At 73.4% G+C, this 23,106-nt stretch carries 12 protein-coding genes; 11 read left to right on the top strand and 1 reads right to left on the bottom strand.

The features are described 5' to 3' along the window. The 7 genes from ACZ6D7_RS20895 to ACZ6D7_RS20865 form a co-directional block, all read left to right on the top strand. Positions 1-2,983 (top strand): SDR family NAD(P)-dependent oxidoreductase (locus ACZ6D7_RS20895; protein WP_469492453.1); only part of this gene is annotated, 2,983 nt, incomplete at its 5' end. A 74-nt stretch (positions 2,984-3,057) separates the two neighbouring features. After that, entirely contained in the window at positions 3,058-10,365 is a 7,308-nt protein-coding gene (locus ACZ6D7_RS20890; RefSeq protein ID WP_469492452.1) for a beta-ketoacyl synthase N-terminal-like domain-containing protein, read from the top strand. A 25-nt stretch (positions 10,366-10,390) separates the two neighbouring features. Further along, positions 10,391-12,007 carry a PfaD family polyunsaturated fatty acid/polyketide biosynthesis protein gene (locus ACZ6D7_RS20885; protein WP_469492450.1) on the top strand — a complete coding sequence of 539 codons (1,617 nt, stop codon included), beginning with the start codon at positions 10,391-10,393 and terminating at the stop codon, positions 12,005-12,007. After that, the gene (locus ACZ6D7_RS20880; RefSeq protein WP_469492447.1) at positions 12,004-13,716 is read left to right on the top strand and encodes an acyl-CoA dehydrogenase family protein; all 1,713 of its coding nucleotides are present in this window, start codon (positions 12,004-12,006) and stop codon (positions 13,714-13,716) included. Before ACZ6D7_RS20885 ends, ACZ6D7_RS20880 begins: the two co-directional genes overlap by 4 nt. A gap of 15 nt (positions 13,717-13,731) precedes the next feature. Continuing rightward, a complete protein-coding gene (locus ACZ6D7_RS20875) occupies positions 13,732-15,522 on the top strand; it encodes an acyl-CoA dehydrogenase family protein (RefSeq protein WP_469492444.1) in 1,791 nt (596 codons plus the stop codon). A gap of 1 nt (position 15,523) precedes the next feature. After that, a complete protein-coding gene (locus ACZ6D7_RS20870) occupies positions 15,524-16,249 on the top strand; it encodes a 4'-phosphopantetheinyl transferase family protein (protein ID WP_469492442.1) in 726 nt (241 codons plus the stop codon). 23 nt (positions 16,250-16,272) lie between these two features. After that, complete coding sequence (locus tag ACZ6D7_RS20865; RefSeq protein ID WP_469492439.1) at positions 16,273-17,562, top strand: NAD(P)/FAD-dependent oxidoreductase; 1,290 nt, start codon at positions 16,273-16,275, stop codon at positions 17,560-17,562. Here the strand turns inward: ACZ6D7_RS20865 and ACZ6D7_RS20860 are convergent. Continuing rightward, positions 17,559-18,176, bottom strand: a complete 618-nt coding sequence (locus ACZ6D7_RS20860) for a MerR family transcriptional regulator (RefSeq protein ID WP_469492436.1) — start codon at positions 18,174-18,176, stop codon at positions 17,559-17,561. The two genes, ACZ6D7_RS20865 and ACZ6D7_RS20860, sit on opposite strands and share 4 nt — an antisense overlap. A 95-nt stretch (positions 18,177-18,271) precedes the next feature. Here ACZ6D7_RS20860 and ACZ6D7_RS20855 point away from each other — a divergent pair, with 95 nt between their 5' ends. From ACZ6D7_RS20855 to ACZ6D7_RS20840, 4 genes are all read left to right on the top strand, one after another. Beyond that, complete coding sequence (locus ACZ6D7_RS20855; RefSeq protein ID WP_469492434.1) at positions 18,272-18,673, top strand: DUF3291 domain-containing protein; 402 nt, start codon at positions 18,272-18,274, stop codon at positions 18,671-18,673. 28 nt (positions 18,674-18,701) lie between these two features. Beyond that, complete coding sequence (locus ACZ6D7_RS20850; RefSeq protein ID WP_469492431.1) at positions 18,702-20,144, top strand: MFS transporter; 1,443 nt, start codon at positions 18,702-18,704, stop codon at positions 20,142-20,144. Positions 20,145-20,380: 236 nt separating this feature from the next. After that, positions 20,381-21,826: a glyceraldehyde-3-phosphate dehydrogenase gene (locus ACZ6D7_RS20845; RefSeq protein WP_469492429.1), complete on the top strand. Its 1,446-nt coding sequence runs from the start codon at positions 20,381-20,383 to the stop codon at positions 21,824-21,826. Between the two features lie 138 nt (positions 21,827-21,964). Beyond that, entirely contained in the window at positions 21,965-23,080 is a 1,116-nt protein-coding gene (locus ACZ6D7_RS20840) for a LacI family DNA-binding transcriptional regulator (protein ID WP_469492426.1), read from the top strand. Positions 23,081-23,106: the final 26 nt, after the last annotated feature.

The following is a 23,106-nucleotide window of genomic DNA, read 5'->3' as shown; positions in this document are numbered from 1 at the left end:
CATGGACGTCGAAGCCGACCTCGGCATCGACTCCATCAAACGCGTCGAAATCATGGGCGTCCTCCAGGAACAGTTCCCCAGCCCCACCCCCGTCGGCCCCGAGCAGCTCGCCGAACTGCGCACGCTGAACGAGATCGTCGGCTTCGTCCTCGAACTCGGGGGCGGCCCGGCCGAACCCGCACAGAACACCGCCCCGACCGCCACCCTGCCCCCCAGCACCACCCCCACGGCCACCGCCACTCCCACCGGCGCCGACGTCACCGCCGCCCTCCTCACCATCGTCTCCCAGAAGACCGGCTACCCCGCCGACATGCTCGACCTCACCATGGACGTCGAAGCCGACCTCGGCATCGACTCCATCAAACGCGTCGAAATCATGGGCGTCCTCCAGGAACAGTTCCCCAGCCCCACCCCCGTCGGGCCCGAGCAGCTCGCGGAGTTGCGGACGCTGGGTGACATCGTGGGCTTCGTCGCCCGGCTGTCCGGCTCGCCCGCGCCGGAGGCCGCTCCGGGAACGGCTCCCGGGACCGCTCCGGGGACCGCTCCGGGGGAGACGGCGCCCGCCGCCGCCCTGGACGTCGCCCTCACCCCGTCCCCGATCGGCCGCGGCCACGCCGCGCTGCGCGACCTGCCCACCCCCGACCACCTCGTCGGCGCCTACCCGTCCGGCGTGACCGCGCTGCTGGTGGACGACGGCAGTGAGGTCGCCGAGGCCATGGCGGCCCGGCTCGGCGCCGACGGCTGGCAGGTGCGGGTGCTGCGGCTGCCGGGCGTGCCGCAGCGGATCACCGGCGCGGACGATCTGCCGTTGACCGGCTGGGGAGCCACCGAACTGGCCGCCCGGGTGGAGGAGTTGGGCGGCACCGCGGTCCACCTCGCGCTCGTGTGCGCCGCCGCCGACGGTCTGCCGTGGGCCGAGGGCGTCCGCCGGCTCGCGTACACGCTGCTCGTCGCCCGGCACCTGGTGGCGCCGCTGACCGCCGCCGCGCGGTCCGGGCACCGGGCGGCCTTCCTGACCGTCACCCGGCTCGACGGCGCGTTCGGGCTGACCGGTGTCGACGAGGACGCCGCGCCCGCCGGTGGTGTCGGCGGCCTGGTGAAGACCCTCGCGGTCGAGGCACCGGAGCTGTTCTGCCGGGCCGTCGACCTGGCCCCCGCGCTCGGCGCGTCCGGGGCGGCCGACCTGGTCCTGGCGGAGGCCCACGACGCGGCCGCCGCCCCGGTGCAGGTGGGCCACGACGGCTCCCGGCGGGTCGCGCTCACCCTCGGGGACGCACCCACCGCGCCCACCGCCCCCACCGGCACCCCGCTGACCCCGGACGACCTGCTGGTCGTCACCGGCGGGGCGCGCGGCATCACCGCCCGCTGCGCGGTCGCGCTGGCCGGCGCGCACCGTCCCGGTCTGCTCCTCCTGGGCCGTACCGCCCTCGGCGCGGAGCCGGAGTGGGCGCGCGGGCTGTCCGACGCGGCCGCGCTGAAGGCCGCCGCGGTGGCGCGGCTGAAGGCGGCGGGCGAGAAGCCGACCCCCAAGCGGGTCGAGCAGCTCTACCAGGCGGTCGTCGGTGAGCGCGAGGTCCGTGAGACGCTCGCCGCCGTCCGGGCCGCGGGCGGCGAGGCGAAGTACCTCGCCGTCGACATCACCGACCCCGCCGCGACGGCCGCCGCGCTCGCCCCGTACCGGGAGCGGATCACCGGTGTGGTGCACGGCGCGGGTGTCCTCGCCGACCAGCTGATCGCGGCGAAGAAGGCGGCCGAGATCGAGCGGGTCTTCGCCGTGAAGCTCGGCGGTCTGCGGTCGGTGGTGGCCGCGCTGAACGCCGATCGGCTGCGTCACGTCGTGCTGTTCTCGTCGGTCGCCGGGTTCTTCGGCAACCGGGGCCAGTCGGACTACGCGATGGCCAACGAGGTCCTCAACGCCTGGGCGGCCGGCTTCCGCCGCGCCCACCCCGCCGCGCACGTCTCCTCGCTCAACTGGGGCGCCTGGGACAGCGGCATGGTGTCGCCGCAGATCAAGGCAGTGTTCGAGGAGCGCGGGATCGCGCTGATCCCGGAGGAGACCGGGGCCCGGCTGTTCACCGAGCAGTTCGCCCCGGAGCGGGCGGGCGACGTGGTCACGGTCCTCGGGCCGACCACTCCCCTGTCGGCGCGGGAGGACGGCGCGCCCACGCAGCCCGCCGTCCTGGAGCGCGACCTCTCGGCCCTGGTGACCGAGCCGCTGGTCGCCGACCATGTCATCGGTGACGCGCCGGTGCTGCCGGCCGTGGCCGCGCTCGGCTGGGCGGCCGGCGCGGTCGAGCGGCTGACCGGTCATGTGGTGTCCCGGGTGCGGGACTTCGCGGTGCACAAGGGTGTCGTCTTCGACGGCTCGCTCGACGGCTGCCGGTTCCGGCTCTCCGTGGACCCGACGCCGGACGGCGCCGAGGCCGACGTGGCGATCCGCTCGCTGGCCGCCGACGGGACCGTACGTCCGCACTACGCGGCGCGGGTGTCGCTCGGCGGCGCGCGGCCGGAGCCGGGCCGGCCGGCCGGGCTCCCGGCACTGGGCGGCGGCCGGGACGCTCGGGAGTTCTACACCGACGGCACGCTCTTCCACGGCCCGGCCCTGCGGGGTCTGCGCCGGGTGCTGGAGTCGGGTGAGGCGCGGCTGGTCCTGGAGTGCGCGCTGGCCGAACTCCGGCCCGAGGGAGGGGCGTTCGGGTCCGAGCGGTACGCGCCCGCCGCCGCCGACCTGCTGCTCCAGGCCGCGCTGGTATGGACGCGGCTGCACCGCGACACGGCGAGCCTGCCGATGGCGGTGGCCGAGGTCGAGCTGTACGCGGCGCTGCCGGACGGCGAGCCGTTCCTGGTCGTCGTGGAGCCCGCCTCCTCGGACACCACGCTCACCGTGACCGCGTGCGCCCCGGACGGACGGGTCCTGGCCCGGTTCTCCGGCGTGTCCCTCGTGTCCACCCCGCAGCTGGCCGCCAAGTTCGCGAGCCGCTGAGCCCGACGTACGGACCGGGGGTCCCGGCGGGTGAACTCCCGCCGGGCCCCGGCACCCTGGAGGAAACAGCTGCCATGAGCAAGTTCGCGATCGTCGGGATCTCCTGCCTCTTCCCCGGGGCGGACACTCCCGACGCGTACTGGAGGAACCTGCGCGACGGCGTCGACAGCCGCACGGAGGGCGGGCCGGAGGTCTTCGGCCCGGCCTCCGACGCCCGGGACGCGGACCCCGCGCACGCCGTCACCTGCGTCCGCGGCGGGTTCGTCTCCGACTTCACGTTCGACCCGACCGGGTACCGGCTGAACCCCGACGACCTGACCCGGCTCGACCGGGTCTTCCACTGGTCGCTGCACGTGGCCCAGGAGGCGCTGCGCGACGCCGGGCACGCCGACCGGCCCGAGCTGCTGGCCCGTACCGGCCTGGTGATCGGCGACTACTCCTTCCCCACCCCGGCCTCCGCCCGGATCAGCCTGCCCCTGGTCCACGAGGCCGTGCTGTCCGGACTACGCCGGTCGGGGCGCCCTGCACCCGCCGTGACCCCGCTCCTCGACCCGGCCGCCGTGCACCCGGCCGACGCCCGCGTCAGCGGCGCCCCGGCCCGGATCGCCGCCGCCGCGCTGGGCCTGGGCGGCCCGCGGTACGCCCTCGACGCGGCCTGTTCCTCGGCGCTGTACGCGCTGAAACTGGCCTGCGACCATCTGGCGGCCGGCCAGGCCGACCTGGTGCTGGCGGGCGGGGTGTGCGCGCCCGACCCGACCCTCATCCACCTCTCCTTCTCCGACCTGCACGCCTATCCCCGCAACGGCGTCAGCCAGCCCTTCGACGCCCGCTCCACCGGCATCCTCACCGGGCAGGGCGCGGGCATGGTCGCCGTACGGCGGCTGGCGGACGCGCTCGCCGACGGGGACCGGATCCACGCGGTCGTGGACGGCATCGGGCTGTCCAACGACGGCGCGGGCCGCCATCTGCTCGTCCCCGACGCGGCCGGGCAGCTGTCGTCGTACGAACTCGCCTACGCGCGGGCCGGGTTCGGGCCGGAGCTCGTGGACTACCTGGAGTGCCACGCCACCGGTACGCCGATCGGCGACGGCACGGAGGCCGAGTCGGTCGCCGCCTGGTTCGGCGCGCACGGCGCGGTCCCGCCGCTGGGGTCGGTGAAGGGCAACCTCGGGCATCTGCTGACCGTGGCGGGCCTGAGCAGCCTGCTGAAGGTGATCCTGGCCATGGGGCACGGCCGACTGCCCCCGACGCTCGGGGTCGAGCGGCCGATCGCCGAGGGGCTGCCAGTGGTGCGCGAGGGCCGCGCCTGGCCCGACGGGCGGCCCGGACCGCGCCGGGCGGCGGTGTCCGCGTTCGGGTTCGGCGGGACCAACGCCCATGTGGTGCTCTCCCAGGAGGCGGCCGCCGAGGAGTCCGAACCGGTGGTCCCGCCGGTGGTCCCGCCGACGCTCGACGTCGTGGGCCTGGGCGCCCACTTCGGCACCCTGGACTCGGCCGCCGCCTTCGAACGGGCCCTGCACGACGGCGCCGACGCCTTCCGGCCGCTGCCCGAGCACCGCTGGCGCGGCCTGGAGGACACCGCCGGCGGCACGCTGGAGCGGGCCGGGCTGACCCGGGCCGACCTGCCCGAGGGTGCCTTCGTGGACCGGATCGAGCTGGACCCGGCCGACCACCGCATCCCCCCGGCCGACCTGCGCAACTACAACCTCCAGCACGCCCTGATGTCGAAGGTGGCCGACGAGGCGCTGCGCGACGCCGGGTTCGACCGGACCGTACCGCCGGGTGCGAAGGCGCCCGCGCCGCGCAGGGTGGCGGTCGTCGTGGCGATGGAGATCGAGCCGAGCGCCCATCTGCACCTGGCGCGGCACGGCCTGGGCGACTTCCTGCGGCGCGCGTACGCCGACGCGGGCTTGGAGCCGACCGGGGAGCAACTGCTCGCGGCGGCCCGGGACGCGGTGCACGAGCCGATCGTCGCCAACGAGGTGCTGAGCTACATCGGCAACATCATGGCCAGCCGAATCTCCTCCCTCTGGAACCTGACCGGCCCTTCGTTCACCGTCTCCTCCGACGGCGCGGGCACCGCCGAGGCGCTCCAGATCGCCCGGCTGCTGCTGCTGGACGAGTCGGTGGAGGCCGTGCTGGTCGGCGCCGTCGACCTCGCCGCCTCCCCCGAGAACCTGCTGCTGCGCGGGGCGCGCCCGGTGGCGGGCGCGGGCCTGAGCTTCGGCGAGGGGCAGCGGGGCCGGCGGATCGGCGAGGGCGCGGGCGCCGTCGTGGTCACCCGGGCGGGCGAGGCGACCCGGCCCGTGTACGCGCGGGTGGACTCCGTCGCCGTCCGGCACGTGGCTCCCGTCGACGGGGTGCTGCCGGAGGCCGATCCAGGCGTGCTCGCGGCGGCCGCCGGGCAGGCGCTCGCCGAGGCCGGGATCGAGCCGGCGGACGTGGGCTACCTGGAGGCTCACGCGGGCGGTACGGCGGTGCAGGACGCGGCCGAGCTGGCCGGGCTGGCCCGGGTGTACCCGGCCGGGTCCGGGGCGGTCGCGCTCGGCAGCGCCAAGGCGCAGGTCGGCGACGCGCAGGCGGCGTCCGCGATGGCCGGGCTGCTGCGGGCGGTGCTGTGCCTGCGCCACGGCTATCTGCCGGGGGTGCCGGGCTGGCGCCGGCCCGACCCGGAGCTGGCCGCCTCCTTCGCGGCCTCCGCGTTCCATGTGCCGGACGCCTCCCGGCCCTGGCTGCGGGGCGGGAACACGGAGCGCCGGTACGCGGCGGTGAGCGTCATCGGTTCCGACGGAGCCCACGGCCATCTGGTGCTCTCCGGCGACCGCACCCGCGGCGACGACGTGGCCATGGACTGGCGGTGGGCCGGCGCCCCGGTGCTGCTGCCGCTGGGCGCGCCGGACGTGGACGGGCTGCTGGCCGAGGTGGACCGGCATCTGGCGCTGCTCGCCGAGGGCGCCGACCCGTACGGGCTGGGCCGGGCCGCCGCCGAGCGGCTGCCGGGCAGTGCCCTGCGGGTGGTGCTGGTCGGCCGGGACGGCGAACAGCTGCGGCAGCAGCTGGAGTCGGCGTCCCGCGACCTGCGGGAGGCGTACGCCAAGGGCGAGGAGTGGACCACCCCGGCGGGCAGTTGCTTCGCGCCCCGGCCGATCGGACCGGACGGCAAGGTCGCCCTCGTCTACCCGGGCGCCTTCAACTCCTACCCCGGACTGGGCCAGGACCTGTTCCGCGCCTTCCCCGCGCTGCTCAGCCGCTTCGAGGCGGAGGCGGCCGACCCCGACCGGATGTTCCGCGCGGCACAGCTCTATCCGCGTACTCAAGTCGCCCCGGACCGGCGGGCGTTGATGGAATTCGAAGGGCGGCTCGGCGAGGACGTCCCCTTCATGCTCGCCACCGGCACCACGTTCGCCATCCTCTACACCGACCTGGTGCGCGACCTGCTGGGCGTGCCGGCGCACGGCGCGTTCGGGTACAGCCTGGGCGAGTCCAGCATGCTGTTCGCCACCGGCGGCTGGCGGCGCTCCGCCCGCCGGGACGACCGGATCGGCGCGACCCCGCTCTTCCGTGACCGGCTCACCGGCCCTCGCCGCACGGTCCGCGAACTGTGGAACCTGCCGGACTCCGTGCCGGACGCGGCCGTGTGGGGCAGCTTCGTGCTCCTCGAGTCGGCGGACCGGATCACCGAGGCGCTCACCCGCCACGACCGGGTCTTCCTCACCCATGTCAACACGCCGACCGAGGCGGTCATCGCCGGTGACCCGGCCCGATGCCGGGCCCTGATCGAGGAGTTGGGCTGCCCGTCGGCCCGGTCCCCCGTCAGCTCGGTGATGCACTGCCCGGTCGTGGACGGGGAGCTGGACGCCCTCGCCGAGCTGAACGACCACCCGACCGGCTCGCCCGACGGGCTGGAGCTGCTCAGCGCCTACGACTACGGGCCGGTCGACGGCCTGGAGCGCGGGGAGGTCGCCCGGCGCATCGCGCGGACCCTGCGCGGCACGATCGACTTCCCGCGCCTGGTCCGGGCCGCCCACGACCGGGGCTACCGCTACTTCGTCGAGGCCGGTCCCGGCGCCACCTGCACCCGCTGGGTGCACGACACCCTCGGCGACGCCCCGCACGTGGCGGTGCCGGTGGACCGGCGCGGGGTGCCCGCCGCCCGCTCCGTCGCCCAGCTGGCGGCCCGGCTCGCCGCCCACGGGCTGCCCGTCGACCTGACCGCGCTGCTCGGCCCCGACCCCGTCCGGACGGCCCGTCCGGCCCTGTTGCGGGTGCCGGTCGGCGGGGGCGCGTCCATCCCGGCGGGCGTGGCGGCACGGGTGGGCGGCCTCGCCGCCGCTCCCGCCGCCCCGCTCTCCGCCCGTACGTCGCCCGCGCCGGCGCGCGCCACGGCCGACGCCGCCCGGCCACAACCGGCCCCCGCCGCGACCGTCTCGCTGGAGGTAACCGACCCGATGCCCGCCGACCCCACCCTCGACGACGCCGAGGTCATCACCTTCGACGGGGAGCCGATCGCGTTCCTGCCGTGGGCACAGCAGGACGGTCCCCCGCCCGCGCCGGCCTCCTCCGCCCCGGCTCCTGCCCGTCCCGAACGTCCCTCCGCCCCCGCGCCCGTGCCCGTACCCGCCCTACGGCCTTCCGCGTCCACCGGTTCGCCCGCCGCCGATCTGGTACGCGAGATACGGCAGCAGATGGTGGCCACGCACTCGGTCGTCATGGAGACCCAACGCGTCCTGCAGGAGCACACCCTGGCCCGTGCGGAGGCCCTGCTCGACGGACCCCCGGCACCGGTCTCCGGCGCCCTCCCCACGCAGCCGGGGGCGACTCGGTCCGCTCTCCCCGTGGAACCCCCTGCCGCTCTCCCCCTGGAGCCCCCCACCGCACGCCCCGCGCTCCCCGCTGCCCCCGCAGCCCCCACCGTCCCCGCCACCCCCACGCTCTCCGCCCCGCCGCCCCCGTCCGCTCCCAGGGACCCCGGCGTGGTCTGGGACGAGGCCCAGCTGCTCGCCTTCGCCACCGGCAGCGTCGCCGAGGTCTTCGGCCCCGACTTCGCGCCGGTCGACGCCTACGCAAAGCGGGTCCGTCTGCCCGCGCCGCCCTACCACTTCGTCACCCGCGTCACCGCGCTCCAGGGCGAGACCGGGGTCTACGAACCCTCCTTCATCCGCACCGAGTACGACGTCCCCGAGGACGCCTGGTACGCGGTGGACGGCGGGGTGCCGCCGGCCGTGGCCATCGAGGCCGGCCAGTGCGACCTGCTCCTCATCAGCTACCTGGGCATCGACTTCCGCAACAAGGGCGAGCGCGTCTACCGGCTGCTCGACAGCAAGCTGGTCTTCCACGGCGACCTGCCGCGCACCGGCCAGACCCTGCGCTACGACATCTCCATCAACCGGTTCGTCCGCCAGGGCGACACGACCCTCTTCTTCTTCAGCTACCTCTGCTACGCCGACGGCGAGCTGATCCTCGAACTCAAGGACGCCTGCGCCGGGTTCTTCACGCAGGCGGAGCTGGACACCCCGCTCGGCGTGGTCGTCACGGAGCGGGAACGGCAGCGGCGGGCCGCGCTCACGAAGACCACGTTCAAGCCGCTCGCCGACACCGACCGGAACCATCTCACCGCCGCCGACCTGGAGTTGCTCGCCGACGGCCGGCCGGGCGAGGTCTTCGGCCCGCACCACGCCCAGGACCCCGGACTCAACCCGGCGCTGCGCCTGCCCGACGCCCGGCTGCGCATGGTCGACGAGATCCGTATCGACCGCACCGGCGGACCGCGCGGACTGGGCGCGATCACCGCGTACAAGCGGCTGGAGCCCGACGCCTGGTACTTCGCGTGCCACTTCCCCGACGACCCGGTCCTGGCCGGTTCGATGGTCGCCGAGGGCGCCGTCCAGACCCTCCAGGCGTACCTGCTCCACCAGGGGATGCACCTGGTGCTGCCGGACGCCCGCTTCCAGACGATCATCGGGCTGGAGACGGAGGTGCAGGTCCGCGGCCAGATCACGCCCGCGCACGCCGAGATCCGCTACGAGATCGAGGTCATGGAACTGACCCTGCTCCCGCGCCCCTCGGTGATCGCCGACGTCCTGGTGTACCTGGGCGACAAGCCGGTGATCCGGATGCGCGACTTCGGCATCCAGGTCCGGGAGAAGGACGGCACCCCGTACCGCCCCCCGCTCGGCGGTGTCCCGGAGTTCCTCGGCCGCCGCAACCGGGCCGGCGAACCCGCGATGATCAACGAGCTGCACCTCGCGCACGCCGCGAAGGGCGACCTCGGGACGGCGATGGGCCCGGAGTTCGACGTCTACCGGGACAGCAGGGCGCCGTACATCCCCAACGGGGACTTCCAGTTCGTCGACCGGATCATGCAACTCAAGGGGACGCGCGGTGACCTGAAGCCGGGCGCCGAGATGGTCACCGAGTACGACTCGCCGGCCGACGCCTGGTACTACCGTGAGAACGCCCACCCCCACATGCCGAACTGCGTCCACATGGAGACCTCCCTCCAAGCGGCGATCCTGCTCGGCTACTACCTGGGCGCCACCCTCAAGCAGCCCGGGACCGAGTACTCCATCCGCAACCTCGACGGCACGGCGACCCTCGTCAAGGACATCGACCTGCGCGGCAGGACCGTGCGCCACCACTCCACCCTGCTGATGACCAGCGCCGTGTCGGGCGCGGTGCTCCAGAACTTCCGCTACGAACTCTCCGCCGACGGCGAGGTGTTCTACCGGGGCGAGTCCCTCTTCGGCTACTTCAGCGAGGCGGCCCTCGCCCACCAGGTCGGCCTCGACAACAGCACGTACGTGGCGCCGTGGATCGAGCGGACGAAGCCCGGACACGTCCGCCGCATCGAACTCCCCGACGACGCACCGCAGTTCGGCGGTGAGCTGCGGCTGCCCGGCGGCCACTTCCATCTCGTCGACCGGGTCGACGTCGTCGAGGACGGCGGCAGGCACGGCCGGGGCCACCTGCACGGCCACCGGGTGATCCGTCCCGACGAGTGGTACTTCGACTGCCACTTCCACCGCGACCCGGTGATGCCCGGCTCGCTCGGCGTGGAGGCGATCCTCCAGGCGCTGCGGCTGTACGTTCTCGACCAGGGCCTGGCGGAGGGCATCCCCCGCCCCCGCTTCCGGCCGGCCACGGACATCGCCATGAGCTGGAAGTACCGGGGCCAGATCCTGCGCCACGACGGCGAGCTGAGCTTCGACGCGCACATCAAGGAGGTCCGCAGGGACGGCGACCGGCTGGTCGTGATCGCCGACGCCGAGCTGTGGAAGCCGGGCCTGCGCATCTACGAGCTGACCGACGTGGCCGTCGAGGTCCGCCCCGACGACACCGCCGGCTCGCCCGACACCGCCGCCGACCCCCGCGACCAGGCCTGACCGGGCCCGAGGAGACGACCCCGTCATGCAGACCCAGACCACCACGCCTCTCCGGTGGCACGGAGCGAGCGGCCCGCACACCGACCCCGCGGGCATCCGCGAGGCCCTGTCCGACCTCGACCGTCCCTGCTTCGTCGTCCGCACCCCGTCCGGCGTCGGCGCCGTCGCCGGCGGGCGGGCGACCACCGGCGACGGCCTGCCGCTGCTGGCCGCGGCGGCGCCGCTGCCCCCGCGCGCCCTCGGCTCGCCCGCCTTCCTCGCCGCCCACGGGGTCCGCCAGGCTTACATGGCGGGCGCGATGGCGGGCGGCATCGCCTCCCCCGACCTGGTGATCGCCCTGGCCCGGGAGGGCTGCCTCGCCTCCTACGGCGCGGCCGGACTGCTCCCCGAGACCATCGAGAAGGCCCTGGTCCGGTTCGCCGCCGAGATCCCCGGACTGCCGTACGCCGTCAACCTCATCCACAGCCCCAGCGAGGAGCGGCTGGAGCGGGAGGCGGTGGAGCTGTTCCTGCGGCACGGGGTGCGGTGCGTGGAGGCGTCGGCGTTCATGAGCCTCAGCCCGCACGTGGTGCGCTACCGCCTGAGCGGTCTGCGGCGCACCCCGTCCGGCGCCGTGGCGGTGGACCACCGTCTGATCGCCAAGATCTCCCGCCCCGAGACCGCCGAGCGTTTCATGCGCCCGGCGCCGGCCGCCCTGGTCAGCACGCTCCTCTCCCAGGGGCTGATCACCGCCGAGCAGGCCGATCTGGCCAAGTACGTGCCGATGGCCGACGACATCACGGTGGAGGGCGACTCCGGCGGCCACACCGACCGCCGGCCGCTCACCGCGCTCCTGCCGACCATCCTGCGGCTGCGCGACACCGTGCAGCACGAGCACCGCTACCCGACCACCGTCCGGGTGGGCGCGGCGGGCGGCCTGGGCTGCCCGGCCTCGGTGGCCGGCGCGTTCGCGATGGGCGCCGCGTACGTGGTCACCGGGTCGGTCAACCAGTCCTGCGTCGAGTCGGGCGCCTCCAAGGCCGCGAAGACGCTGCTCGCCGACGCGGGGATCGCGGACTGCGAGATGGCACCGGCGGCCGACATGTTCGAGATGGGCGTGGAACTCCAGGTGCTGAAGAAGGGCACCCTGTTCCCGATGCGCGCCAAGCGCCTCTACGAGCTGTACCAGGCGTACGACGGCCTGGAGTCCCTCCCCGACGCCGAGCGCGCCAAGCTGGAGACGCAAACCTTCCGCCGCCCGCTGGACGACGTGTGGCAGGAGTGCGTGGGCTACTTCAGCCGCCGTGACCCCGAGCAGCTCGCCCGGGCCGCCGGAAACCCCAGGCGCCGGATGGCGCTGGTGTTCCGCTGGTACCTGGGCATGGCCTCCCGCTGGTCCACGGTCGGTGACCCGGACCGCGTCCTGGACTACCAGGTGTGGTGCGGCCCGGCGATGGGTGCCTTCAACGACTGGGTCACCGCGAGCTACCTCAAGGCGCCGGGCAACCGCAGGGTCGCGGACGTCGCCCACCACCTGATGCGCGGCGCCGCGTTCCACACCCGCCTGGCCCAGCTCCGCACGGCGGGCGTCCGTGTCCCCGCGTCGGCGGCCGACTACCGCCCGGTCCCGCTGGAGTCCCCGTCCCTGGAGGGCGCCCGATGACCCCCGACGCCGTCGAACGGCTCCTCGGCGACCCGTACGACCCCCGCAACCCGTACGGCTTCGCGGCCGCCGTCGCCCGGGACGAACAGGACGAGTTCCCCGAGGAGTTGTGCGCCACGCTCCGTGCGGCGGGCTTCCATCTGAACTACCTCCCGCGGGAGTGGGGCGGCCGCTTCGAGTCCTTCGATCGGAGCATGCTGCTGGTGCGCACGGCCGCCCGCCGGGACCTGAACGTCATGCCGGGCACGATGTTCGGTATCACGGCCGCGACCTGCCTGGTCCTGCACGGCTCGCCCGAGCAGCACAAGCACGCGGCGGAGATCCTCGGCCGGGGCGGTGCCGTCGGCTTCGCCCTGTCGGAGGCCGGCCACGGCAGCGACCTGCTGGCCAACACCGTCCGCCTCGAACCCGCCGCGCACGGCTGGGAGTTGACCGGGGAGAAGTGGATGGTGGGCCTGGGCCGCCGCTGCGAGGCGCTCTACCTGGTGGCCCGCACGGGCGAGCGCGGCGGCCCGGGTGCCTTCTCGGCCGTCCTGCTCGACCTCACCCGGGGCGAGGGCCTCGACCGCGGTCCGGCCGTCCCCGCGAGCGGTATGCGCGGCATCGACTTCGCCCATCTCCGCTTCCACCGTTTCCCGGTCCCGGCGGACGCCCTGGTGGGCGTCGAGGGCCAGGCGCTGGAGTCGGTGATGAAGGCCCAGCAGGTGGTGCGGGTGATGAGCATGGCGGGCAGCCTGGGCATCGCCGACACGGCACTCCGGCTGACCCTGGACTTCGCGGCGGACCGCCGGGTGGGCCGTACGACGGTCCTCGACTCCCCTTATCCGCGGCGGGAGTTGTCCGTGGCCTCCGCCGCGGTACTGGCGGCGGACGCGGTCGCCCTGGCGGCCTGTCGAGGCATCCACGTGGCCCCGGAGACGTTCAGCATCTGGGGCTGCGCGGCGAAGCACGTGGTGGCGGAGAGCACGGACGAGGTGCTGCGCCGCTGCGGGGGCGTCCTGGCGACGGGGGCCGTCCTGCGCACGGAGGGCCCGGGCGGCGGCCTGTTCCAGAAGCTTCAGCGGGACGCGCAGATCGTCAGGGTGGTGGACACCAGCACCCTGGCCAACCTGCGCTCCTTCGCAAGCCAGCTGCAACAGGCTTTCAGGGGCGCGGGACCGCATCGACACGCGGCCCCGCCGCGGAACGCGACCAGCCACGAGGCACCCGCACTCATGGACCGGATCCGCACCGTCTTCGACCTGAACGAGCCTCTCCCCGCCTACGACCCCCACCGTCTCGACCTCAACGCCCGCGGCCACGAGCCCGTCACCGCGGCCCTCCCGCACGTGGCCCCCCAGGCACTGGCCAGGCTCACCTCCCACGCCGACCACGACACCGCCCACCTGGTGACCCGCCTCGTGGCGGCCGTGAGCGGCCTGCCGGCGGACATCCCGCACGCCGACCGGGACACCGGCCTCATCGACCTCGCCGAACGCTTCACCTGGCTGCACGCGGCCACCGTCTGCCTCCACCTGTGGTGGGCCAACGAGACCAACCCCTTCTTCACCACGGCCTGGCTGCGAGCCACCCTCACCCACCTCCTCGCGCGAGCGGCCGGCACGGACCCCCGCCGCGAGGGGCGGGCGCAGCATCCCGCCCTGGACATCACCACCGACCTGCACCACCACGACCAGTTGTTCAGCGCCCTCCCCGTCCACCTCGCCTGACCGTCGGAGACATGCGTGCCGAAGAAGGACCTCACGGAACTGGCCGGGCGGCTGGAGAGCCATCTCGGCGATCCGCACGACCCGGCGAGCCGGATGCCGTTCACCCGTGTCCTGGAGTACGACGAACGGGAGGACTACCCGTACGAGTTCGTGAACCTGCTCCAGCGCTGGGGAGCCCTCGACTTCTCGCTCCCCCGCGCGCAGGGCGGCAGGGCGGGTGACGTGGAGGCCGGTTTCCACCTGATGCGGCTGATCGCCCGCCGGGATCCGACGACCGCCACCGCGTTCATCATCACCAGCCTCAGTTTCATGCCCGCCTGGATCGCCGGGACCGAGGAGCAGAAGCGCGCCCTGGTCGAGGCGATCCGGCACGGGACGCGCTACGCCTGGGGCCTCTCCGAGCGCCGCCACGGCAGTGACCTCACCGCGAACGAGCTGACCGCGCAGAAGGCCCCCGGCGGCTGGCTGCTGACCGGCGAGAAGTGGCTGATCGGCAACGGCCGCGTGGCCGACGGCCTGAGCGTGCACGCCCGCACAGACCCGAGGGGCGGCCCCGGCGGCTACTCGGTGTTCGTGCTGGACAAGCGCGCCACCCCGGCCGGCGCCGTGGACGAGCTGCCGCGCGAGCGGATGCACGGGCTGCGGGGCCTCGACATGAGCGGTTTCCGGCTGGACCGTGTCTTCGTCCCCGATTCCGCGCTGCTCGGGCGCCCCGGCCAGGGCCTGGAGATCGCGCTCAAGACCTCCCAGACGGCCCGGGCCCTGATCAGCGGCATCGCGCTGTCGGCCGTGGACACGGGCCTGCGCGTGACCCTCGATTTCACCGAGGGCCGCGAGGTGTACGGCCGCACGGTCAGCGACATCCCGTACTCGCGCCGCCAGTTGACCGAGTGCTTCGCCGACCTGATGGTCGCCGACGCCGTGAGCCTGGGTGCCGTACGGGCGCTCCAGGTGGTGCCCGAGCAGACCAGTGTGTGGTCGTCGGTGGTGAAGTACTTCGTGCCGACGCTGCTGGAGCGCACGTTCGCCCAGCTGAACGTCGTCCTCGGGGCCCGTTTCTATCTGCGCGACCACCCCCACTACGCCATCCACCAGAAGATGATGCGCGACCTGCCGGTGGCCAACTTCGCCGACGGCAACACGGTGGTGAACCTCAAGAACATCGCTCTCCAGCTGGAGGGGCTGCTGGCCACGGCCGGCTCGGCGGATCCGGCGGTCAGGGCGGGCGCGCAGGAGCGGGCGGCCGTGCTGTTCGGCGTCGACCGTGAGCTGCCGCTGTACCGGCCCTGGGACCAGGAGCTGTTCAGCCGGGGCATGGACGACGCCCTGCTCGCCGCCCCCGACGCCCTGCTGCGGCTACGGCGGACGGCCGGGGAGGCGAAGCCAGAGGAGCGGGAGTGGCTGACCCGGTCGGCGGACGTGGCCGGTGAACTCCTCGCCCACGCCGACGGGTTGCGGGAGCGGACCGCCGCGCTGAAGGCGGCCCTGGGCCGTGACTTCGGGCAGTCCGCCGAACTCTTCGACCTGGCCAAGGAGTACTGCCTGCTGCACGCGACGGCCGCCTGTGTCCTGACGTACGTCCACTCGGCGCACGCGCTGGACGATCCGCTGCCGAGCGCGGCGTTGCTGCTGCTCCAGCTGGAGCGGATCCGGCGGCATGTGCGGCCGCACGAGGCGGTCACCGACGCGGCGGTGGTCGACGAGGTGATGCGGGTGCTGCGGTGTCTGCACCGGGAGGATCTGCTGTTCTCCCACTGGCAGTTCCCGCTCGCGCCGCGCGGCGACCTCACCGCGGCGCGGCACTGAGATGGCGCGGAGCACCGACCGTCATCTGTGGCTGCTGCCGGAGTCCGCGGCCGAGGGGTTCGTGGCCCGGCTGGGCGGGACGGCCCTGCTCACCGACGGCGAGCGGGCGCGGTGCGAGCGCCCGCTCGCACTCCCCGCGCGGCTGCGGCGCACCGCGGCGCTGCTGCTGGCCCGGCACGCGCTGAGCGCGGTCTCGGGCCAGCAGCTCGACTCCTGGCGCTTCACGGCCGGCCCCGACGGCAGACCGGAGCCGGCCGCCCCGCCCGGTTCCGGTCTGCGGTTCAACCTCTCCCACACCGAGGGTCTGATCGCCTGTGTGGTCACCGAGGGCGGCCGCGCCTGCGGGGTCGACGCGGAGGCCGCCCACGCGACCGCCGACGCCGTACGGCATCTGCCCGCGCACTTCGCCGAGCCCGAGCGGGCGGACCTCGCGCGGCTGGCGGATCTCGCGCCGATCGTCGGCGAGCGGGCGCGGGCGGCGCGGGTCGCCGCGTACTGGGTGCTCAAGGAGGCCTATCTCAAGGCCCTCGGCACCGGGCTGCGGCGCGAGCTGTCGTCGATCGTCTTCGCCGGCCTGCCGGGCCCCGGCATCACCCTGCACGACACGCGGCGGTCGGCCCGCTTCTGGCGGTTCGACCTGGTCCACCCCACCCCGGACCACGTCGTGGCCGTCGCCACCGAGCACACCGGTCCCCTGGGACTGCGCACGACCGTTCTGACCAGCTGACCTTCCCCGAACGAGGAGCCCCGATGTCCGAGAAGCCCAGCATCGCCGTGGTCGGCGGCGGAGTCGCCGGCCTCTCCGCCGCGTACGCCCTGCGCGAGCACGCCCGGATCACCCTGTTCGAACGCGAGGACCGCTACGGCGGCCACGCCAACACCGTGGAGGTGGTGGACGCGGGCCGCACGCTGGGCATCGACACCGCGTTCGTCGTCTTCAACCGGCCCGCCTACCCCAACCTCTCCGGATTCTTCGACGAGTTGGGGGTGGAGAACCGGCAACTCCTCAGCGGGTTCAACTTCTTCGACCTGTCCAGCGGTCTGCAGTACGGCAGTGACGAGATGGACCTGTCGGAGGACGAGGTGCGGGCGCGCTACCCCGCGTACTTCCAGACCATCTGGCGTGAGGCGCGGCGGTTCCACGAGGAGGGCCGGCACGACTTCTTCCGCAAGCGCACGGACCTGCCGATGGGCGAGTACCTCGACCGGGGCGGCTACAGCGAGGAGTTCCGGTACGGCTACTTCATCCTGCTGTGCAGCGCGGTCTGGTCGGTGCCGGCCGAGCTGGTGTGGGAGATGCCGGCCACGACCGTCATCGCGTTCTTCATGGCGCACGACGAGAGCGGCCTGGGCGGGCGCCGGGTCGACTGGCGGACGGTGAGCGGGGGTTCGATCTCGTACGTGCGCAAGGCGCTGGCCGCGATCGACCCGAAGGTACGGCTCTCGGAGCCGGTCACCGGGGTCCGTGAGGACGCGGACGGGGTGACGGTCCGTACGGCGAACTCCGAGGAGCGCTTCGACTACGCGGTGGTCGCCACGCACGCCGACGTCACCCGCTCGCTGCTCCAGAACCCGACGCCCGCCCAGCACGAGCTGCTCGCGCCGCTGCGCTACAACGCCTCGACGGTCGTCCTGCACACCGATCCGTCGGTGATGCCGGCCGACCGCGAGCGCTGGGAGGCGTGGAACTACGGCAAGGTGACGGTCGACGGGCAGCCGCGCACGTACGTGGCGTACTACATGAACAAGCTGCACGGGTTCACGTCGGAGACGGACTACTTCGTCACCCTCGACTACCCGCTGGAGGTCCGTGAGGACACCGTCGTCCGGCGCTTCCACTACGAGCACCCGGTGCTCGACATGGCGATGCGCACCGCGCAGAAGACCATCTACGAGGTCAACGAGGGCCCCCGGGTGAAGCTGTGCGGCTCGTACTTCCACTCCAAGCAGCAGTACTGGGACCAGATCGGCTCCCACGAGGCCGCGTTCTCCTCCGGCAAGGAGGCGGCGGCCCAACTGCTGCGGGAACTGGCGGACTAGGGCGCGTGGCGGCGGGCCGACTCGTTCTCCTGGGCCAGGCGCCTGAGGGCCATCAGGGCGGGTTCCAGGAGGACGGTCAGCAGGAGGGCGCGTTCGGCGGTCTCCAGCGGGTCGGCGATGCCGTTGAGCTGGTCGAGGTCCAGTTCGGCGGTGCGTTCGGCGAGACGGGCGTAGGGCAGCAGGGTGTGCCAGTCCAGCGGGACGCCAAGTGAGCGCAGGGTGCTCAGGGTCTCGGCGAGGGTGGCGCGGGCGGGTGCCGACTCGTGCACGTCCCAGCCCAGTTCCTTGACGAGTGCCTCGACCTCGGCGGCCTCCGGGGCGTCCTCGGCGGGCTCCTCGCCGACGCGGACGGCGCCGAGGGTGAGGCCCAGCAGCCGGTGGGTGTCGCCGGTGTGCTCCGCGAGGGCGTCCAGCACGTCCCGGGTGGTGCTGACCGACAGGCCCCGTACGCCGGTCAGGGCGCGGATCAGCCGGAGCCGGCGCAGGTGCTGGTCGTCGTACTCGGCCTGGGTGGCCGCGGTCTGGCGGCCGGGCGGGAGCAGGCCCTCACGGAGGTAGTACTTGATCGTCGTCACGGAGACGCCACTGCGGCGGCTCAGTTCGGAGATGCGCATCGGATTCGTTCGCCTCCGCCACTGGAATCTGGATACCTCTACTGTCTAACATGGATAGTAGAGGTATCCAATATTTCCTCCGAGAGGGCCGAGCCATGCCCACCCTGCGCTGGACCACTGTCAGCACCCCCGCACCCGGTACCGAGGCGTTCGTCATGGCGTCCCGGTTCGAGGTGCGCGCGCTCAAGGACGTGCCGCGCTTCTTCCTGAAGTCCCTGGCCGCGTGGAAGCAGGTCTCCGGCGCGCCCGGCGCGTACGGCGCCTCCCTGATCGCCCAGCCCCTGAAGCGCACCTTCTGGACCCTGTCGGCCTGGGAGGACAAGGACGCGCTCTACACGTACGCGAGGACCGAACCGCACCGGTCGATCATGAACGGCCTGCGCCCCGTGATGAAGAACTCGGTCTTCACCTTCTGGCAGGTCCCGGCGGCGGACCTGCCCATCGACTGGACCGACGCCCGGCGCCGGCTCGCCGAGCAGGAACGCACCGGCGCCTGACACCCCCCACTCAGGAGAGACCCCCACCATGACGCTGTCCGAAGAGAGCCCGGTCCTCGACGAACCGGCCGCCTCCGCCCCGTCGGCCGAGGGCCGCCGCATACCCCTCTGGCTCGCGATCGTCGCGGCCAGCGTGCCCATGTTCATGGTCGCGCTCGACAACCTCGTCGTCTCCACGGCCCTGCACACCCTGGCCGTCGACCTGGAGGCGAACACCCAGGAGCTCCAGTGGTTCGTCAACGCCTATGTGCTGAGCTTCGCGTGTCTGCTGATGACCGGTGCCGCACTCGGTGACCGGTTCGGGCGGCGGCTGGTCTTCGTGGTCGGCATCGTCGTGTTCACGCTGGCCTCGATCGGCTGCGGCCTCTCCGACACCAGCGCCCAGCTGATCACCTTCCGTACGGTCCAGGGCTTCGGCGCGGCGGCCGTGATGCCGCTGTCCCTGACCCTGCTCTCCCAGGCCGTGCCCGAGCGGCTGCGCGGGATGGCGCTGGGCGTGTGGTCCGGCGTCAGCGGCCTGGCCGTGGCGATGGGCCCGGTGGTCGGCGGCGCGGTCGTGGACGGCCTGGACTGGCGCTGGATCTTCTGGATCAACGTGCCGGTGTGCGTGATCGCGATCCCGCTGGTGCTGTTCGCGCTGCGCGAGAGCAGCCTGCCCGGCGTCCGGCTCGACCTGGTCGGCATGGTGCTGGCGGCGGCCGGGCTGTGCGCGGTGGTGTGGGCGATCGTGCACGGCGAGCCCGACGGCTGGACCTCCGGGACGGTGCTGGGCGCGTTCGCCGCGGGCGCGGTGCTGCTCGCCGCGTTCGTCGGCTGGGAGGCGCGGGTCGCCGAGCCGATGCTGCCGCTGTCCTTCTACCGGGTGCGGGCCTTCACCCTCACCAACATCGTCTCGGCGGCCATGTACTTCGGCGTCTTCGGTTCGCTGTTCCTGCTCGCCCAGTACCTCCAGATCGTGCCGCCGCGCACCCCACTGGAGGCCGGTGTCCGCACCCTCGCCTGGACGCTGATGCCGATGTTCGTCGCCCCGGTCGCCGGGCTGCTCACCGACAAGGTGGGCGGCGGCCGGCTGATGGCCCTCGGGCTCTTCCTCCAGGGCATCGGCCTGGGCTGGATCAACCTGGTCGCCGACGTCGACACCGCGTACACGTCGCTGGTCGGCCCGATGATCGTGGCCGGTGTCGGCATGGGCTTCGTGTTCGCGCCGACGGCGGCGGTCGTGCTCGGCTCGGTCGCCAAGGAGCACGCGGGCAAGGCGTCCGGCGCCAACACCACGGTCCGCGAGATCGGCGGCGCGCTCGGTATCGCCGTACTGAGCACGGTGTTCGTGGCGCACGGCAGCACCGAGGGGCCGCAGCAGTTCGTCGACGGGCTGCACCCGGCCGTGTGGGCCGGTGTCGCGGTGGTGTTCGCCGGTGCGCTGTGCGCCTTGGGCATCCCGCGCCGGCCGCGGGCGTCCGAGGACGCCTGACCTCGACGGGCGCCCGCGCGTACCCCGCGCCACCTCCCGCCTCCCCCTCCCGCCTCCCGCCTCCCGCCTCCCGCCTCCCGCCTCCCGTACGGCCGTCGGCCGGGGCGGACACCTCCAAGCTCCCCCGCCGAGGTGCCCGCCCCGGCCGTCCTGCACACCTGAGCGCACCCCCGCTTGAATGATCGAATGAACATCGGGTTAGCATCTGAGCGCCACCTAGCTCGAAAGATAGGCCCGTGACGCTCAACGACGATTCGTTCACCAACTGGAAGAACCGCGAGGAGATCGCGGAGTCGATGATCCCGATGATCGGGAAGCTGCACCGCGAGCGGGACGTGACGGTCCTGCTGCACAGCCGCTCCCTGGTGAACAAGTCGGTGGTCAGCATCCTGAAGACCCACCGGTTCGCCCGGCAGATCGCGGGCGAGGAGCTCTCGGTCACCGAGACCCTCCCGTTCCTCGAGGCCCTCACCACGCTGGACCTCGGCCCGTCCCAGATCGACATCGGCATGCTCGCGGCCACCTACCGGGCCGACGACCGCGGTCTGTCGGTGCGCGAGTTCACCGCCGAGGCCGTCGCCGGCGCCACGGGCGCCAACAAGATCGACCGCCGCGAGCCGCGCGACGTCGTGCTCTACGGCTTCGGCCGCATCGGCCGGCTGGTCGCCCGGCTGCTCATCGAGAAGTCCGGCTCCGGCAACGGCCTGCGGCTGCGCGCCATCGTGGTGCGCGGCGGCGGTGAGCAGGACCTCATCAAGCGCGCCTCGCTGCTGCGCCGCGACTCCGTGCACGGCCAGTTCCAGGGCACGATCACGGTCGACGAGGCCAACAACAAGATCATCGCCAACGGCAACGAGATCACGGTCATCTATGCCGACCGACCGACCGACATCGACTACACGGCGTACGGCATCAACGACGCCATCCTGATCGACAACACCGGCAAGTGGCGCGACCGCGAGGGCCTCTCCCAGCACCTGCGGCCCGGCATCGACAAGGTCGTCCTGACCGCGCCCGGCAAGGGCGACGTCCCGAACATCGTGCACGGCGTCAACCACGACACGATCAAGCCGGACGAGCAGATCCTGTCCTGCGCCTCCTGCACCACCAACGCGATCGTCCCGCCGCTGAAGGCGATGCACGACGAGTACGGTGTGCTGCGCGGTCACGTGGAGACCGTCCACTCGTTCACCAACGACCAGAACCTGCTGGACAACTACCACAAGGCGGACCGCCGCGGCCGCTCGGCGCCGCTCAACATGGTCATCACCGAGACCGGTGCCGCGTCCGCCGTCGCCAAGGCGCTGCCCGACCTCAAGGCGCCGATCACCGGCAGCTCGATCCGCGTCCCGGTGCCGGACGTCTCGATCGCGATCCTCAGTCTGCGGCTCGGCCGCGAGACGACCCGCGAGGAGGTCCTCGACCACCTCCGCGAGGTCTCGCTGACCTCGCCGCTCAAGCGTCAGATCGACTTCACCACGGCCCCCGACGCGGTCTCGATGGACTTCATCGGCTCGCGCCACGCCTCGATCATCGACGCCGGCGCCACCAAGGTCGACGGCGACAACGCGATCCTCTACCTCTGGTACGACAACGAGTTCGGCTACTCCTGCCAGGTCGTCCGCGTCGTCCAGCACGTCTCCGGGGTGGAGTACCCGACGTACCCGGCGACGAGCGTCTGAGGTCCGTCCGGCCGATCAGGTCGCCGGGCGTCCGGTGCGCCGCCACGGCGGGAGAACGGGAAACGTTTTCTGGTTTCTGGAAAGGCACTTCTCGCTCTCCCGCCCTGAGCCCAACCCCGGATGCAGTAGCGTCGAGCCGTGACGGATCAGGCAACCGGACGCGGCGCGAGTCCGCGTACGACGGCCGGCGGCAAGAGGCGGCGGGGCACGGCGGGCCGGGACAAACCCAGCACCATTCGTGACGTGGCCGCCAGGGCGGGAGTGTCGGTGGCCACCGTCTCCCGGACACTGGCCGGGAACTACCCGGTCTCCGAGGCCACCCGGGCCCGGGTGACGGCGGCGGTCGAGTCGCTGCACTACGTGGTGAACGTGCACGCCAAGGCGCTGTCGGGCGCCGTCCTCGGCCCGGTCGCCCTGGTCCTGCGGGACATCACCGGTCCCTCCCTCGCCCATGTGGCGGCCGGCGTGGAGCAGGAGGCGGCGGCCCGGGAGCGGCTGAGCCTGGTCTGCGCCACCCACGGGGATCCGGCCCGCGAGGACGCCCTCGTGCAGCTCATGCGGGAGCAGCACGCGGCGGCGGTGGTGCTCGTGGGCGGCGCGGAGATCGACGACGCGTACCACGAGCGCATGGCCGGGTACGCGCGCGCCCTGGACTCCGCCGGGTCCCGGCTGGTCCTGGTCGGCCGCCCGCCCCTGCCCGCCGGTCTGCCGGCCACGGTCGTCGAGTACGACAACCGCGGCGGCTCCTTCCAGTCGTCCGCCCTGCTCCTGGCCGCCGGGCACCGGCGTGTGCTGTACCTGGGCGGCGAGTCCGGGTTCAACACGTCCCAGGAGCGCAGGGCCGGTCATCTGGACGCGCTGCGCGCCCACGGGGTGGAGTACGACGAGGAACTCGACGTCCCGGGTCCGTACACCCGCACGTCCGGCTATCTGCGCACCCGGGACGCGCTGCGGGCGGGGCTGGACTTCACGGCCGTCTGCGCGGGCACCGACATGGTGGCCCTCGGGGTGCTGGCCGCGCTGGGCGACGCCGGGCTCTCCGTGCCCGGGGACGTGTCGGTCGTCGGGTTCGACGACGTGCCCTTCGCCGCCGACCTGACGCCCTCCCTCACCACGGTCCGTGTCCCCTACGAGGATCTCGGCAGGACGGCGGTCCGGCTGGCGCTGGAGCGGGAGGAGCGGGACTCCGGCGGCGACCACGTGGTCCTGAGCACCCAGCTCGTGATCCGGCAGTCGGCTGCCCCGCGCGCGTGAGGGGACGCCCCGCCGTGCCGGCGGGG

The sequence above is a fragment of the Streptomyces sp. NPDC041784 genome, assembly GCF_055591025.1.
This window is presented reverse-complemented; position numbering and strand designations above follow the sequence as displayed.

Bases quoted from the DNA above. Each gene is read 5' to 3' on its own strand.
- ACZ6D7_RS20890 (WP_469492452.1), top strand. From the start codon at position 3,058: ATGAGCAAGTTCGCGATCGTCGGGATCTCCTGCCTCTTCCCCGGGGCG.
- ACZ6D7_RS20885 (WP_469492450.1), top strand. From the start codon at position 10,391: ATGCAGACCCAGACCACCACGCCTCTCCGGTGGCACGGAGCGAGCGGC.
- ACZ6D7_RS20880 (WP_469492447.1), top strand. From the start codon at position 12,004: ATGACCCCCGACGCCGTCGAACGGCTCCTCGGCGACCCGTACGACCCC.
- ACZ6D7_RS20870 (WP_469492442.1), top strand. From the start codon at position 15,524: ATGGCGCGGAGCACCGACCGTCATCTGTGGCTGCTGCCGGAGTCCGCG.
- ACZ6D7_RS20865 (WP_469492439.1), top strand. From the start codon at position 16,273: ATGTCCGAGAAGCCCAGCATCGCCGTGGTCGGCGGCGGAGTCGCCGGC.
- ACZ6D7_RS20860 (WP_469492436.1), bottom strand. From the start codon at position 18,176: ATGCGCATCTCCGAACTGAGCCGCCGCAGTGGCGTCTCCGTGACGACG.
- ACZ6D7_RS20855 (WP_469492434.1), top strand. From the start codon at position 18,272: ATGCCCACCCTGCGCTGGACCACTGTCAGCACCCCCGCACCCGGTACC.
- ACZ6D7_RS20850 (WP_469492431.1), top strand. From the start codon at position 18,702: ATGACGCTGTCCGAAGAGAGCCCGGTCCTCGACGAACCGGCCGCCTCC.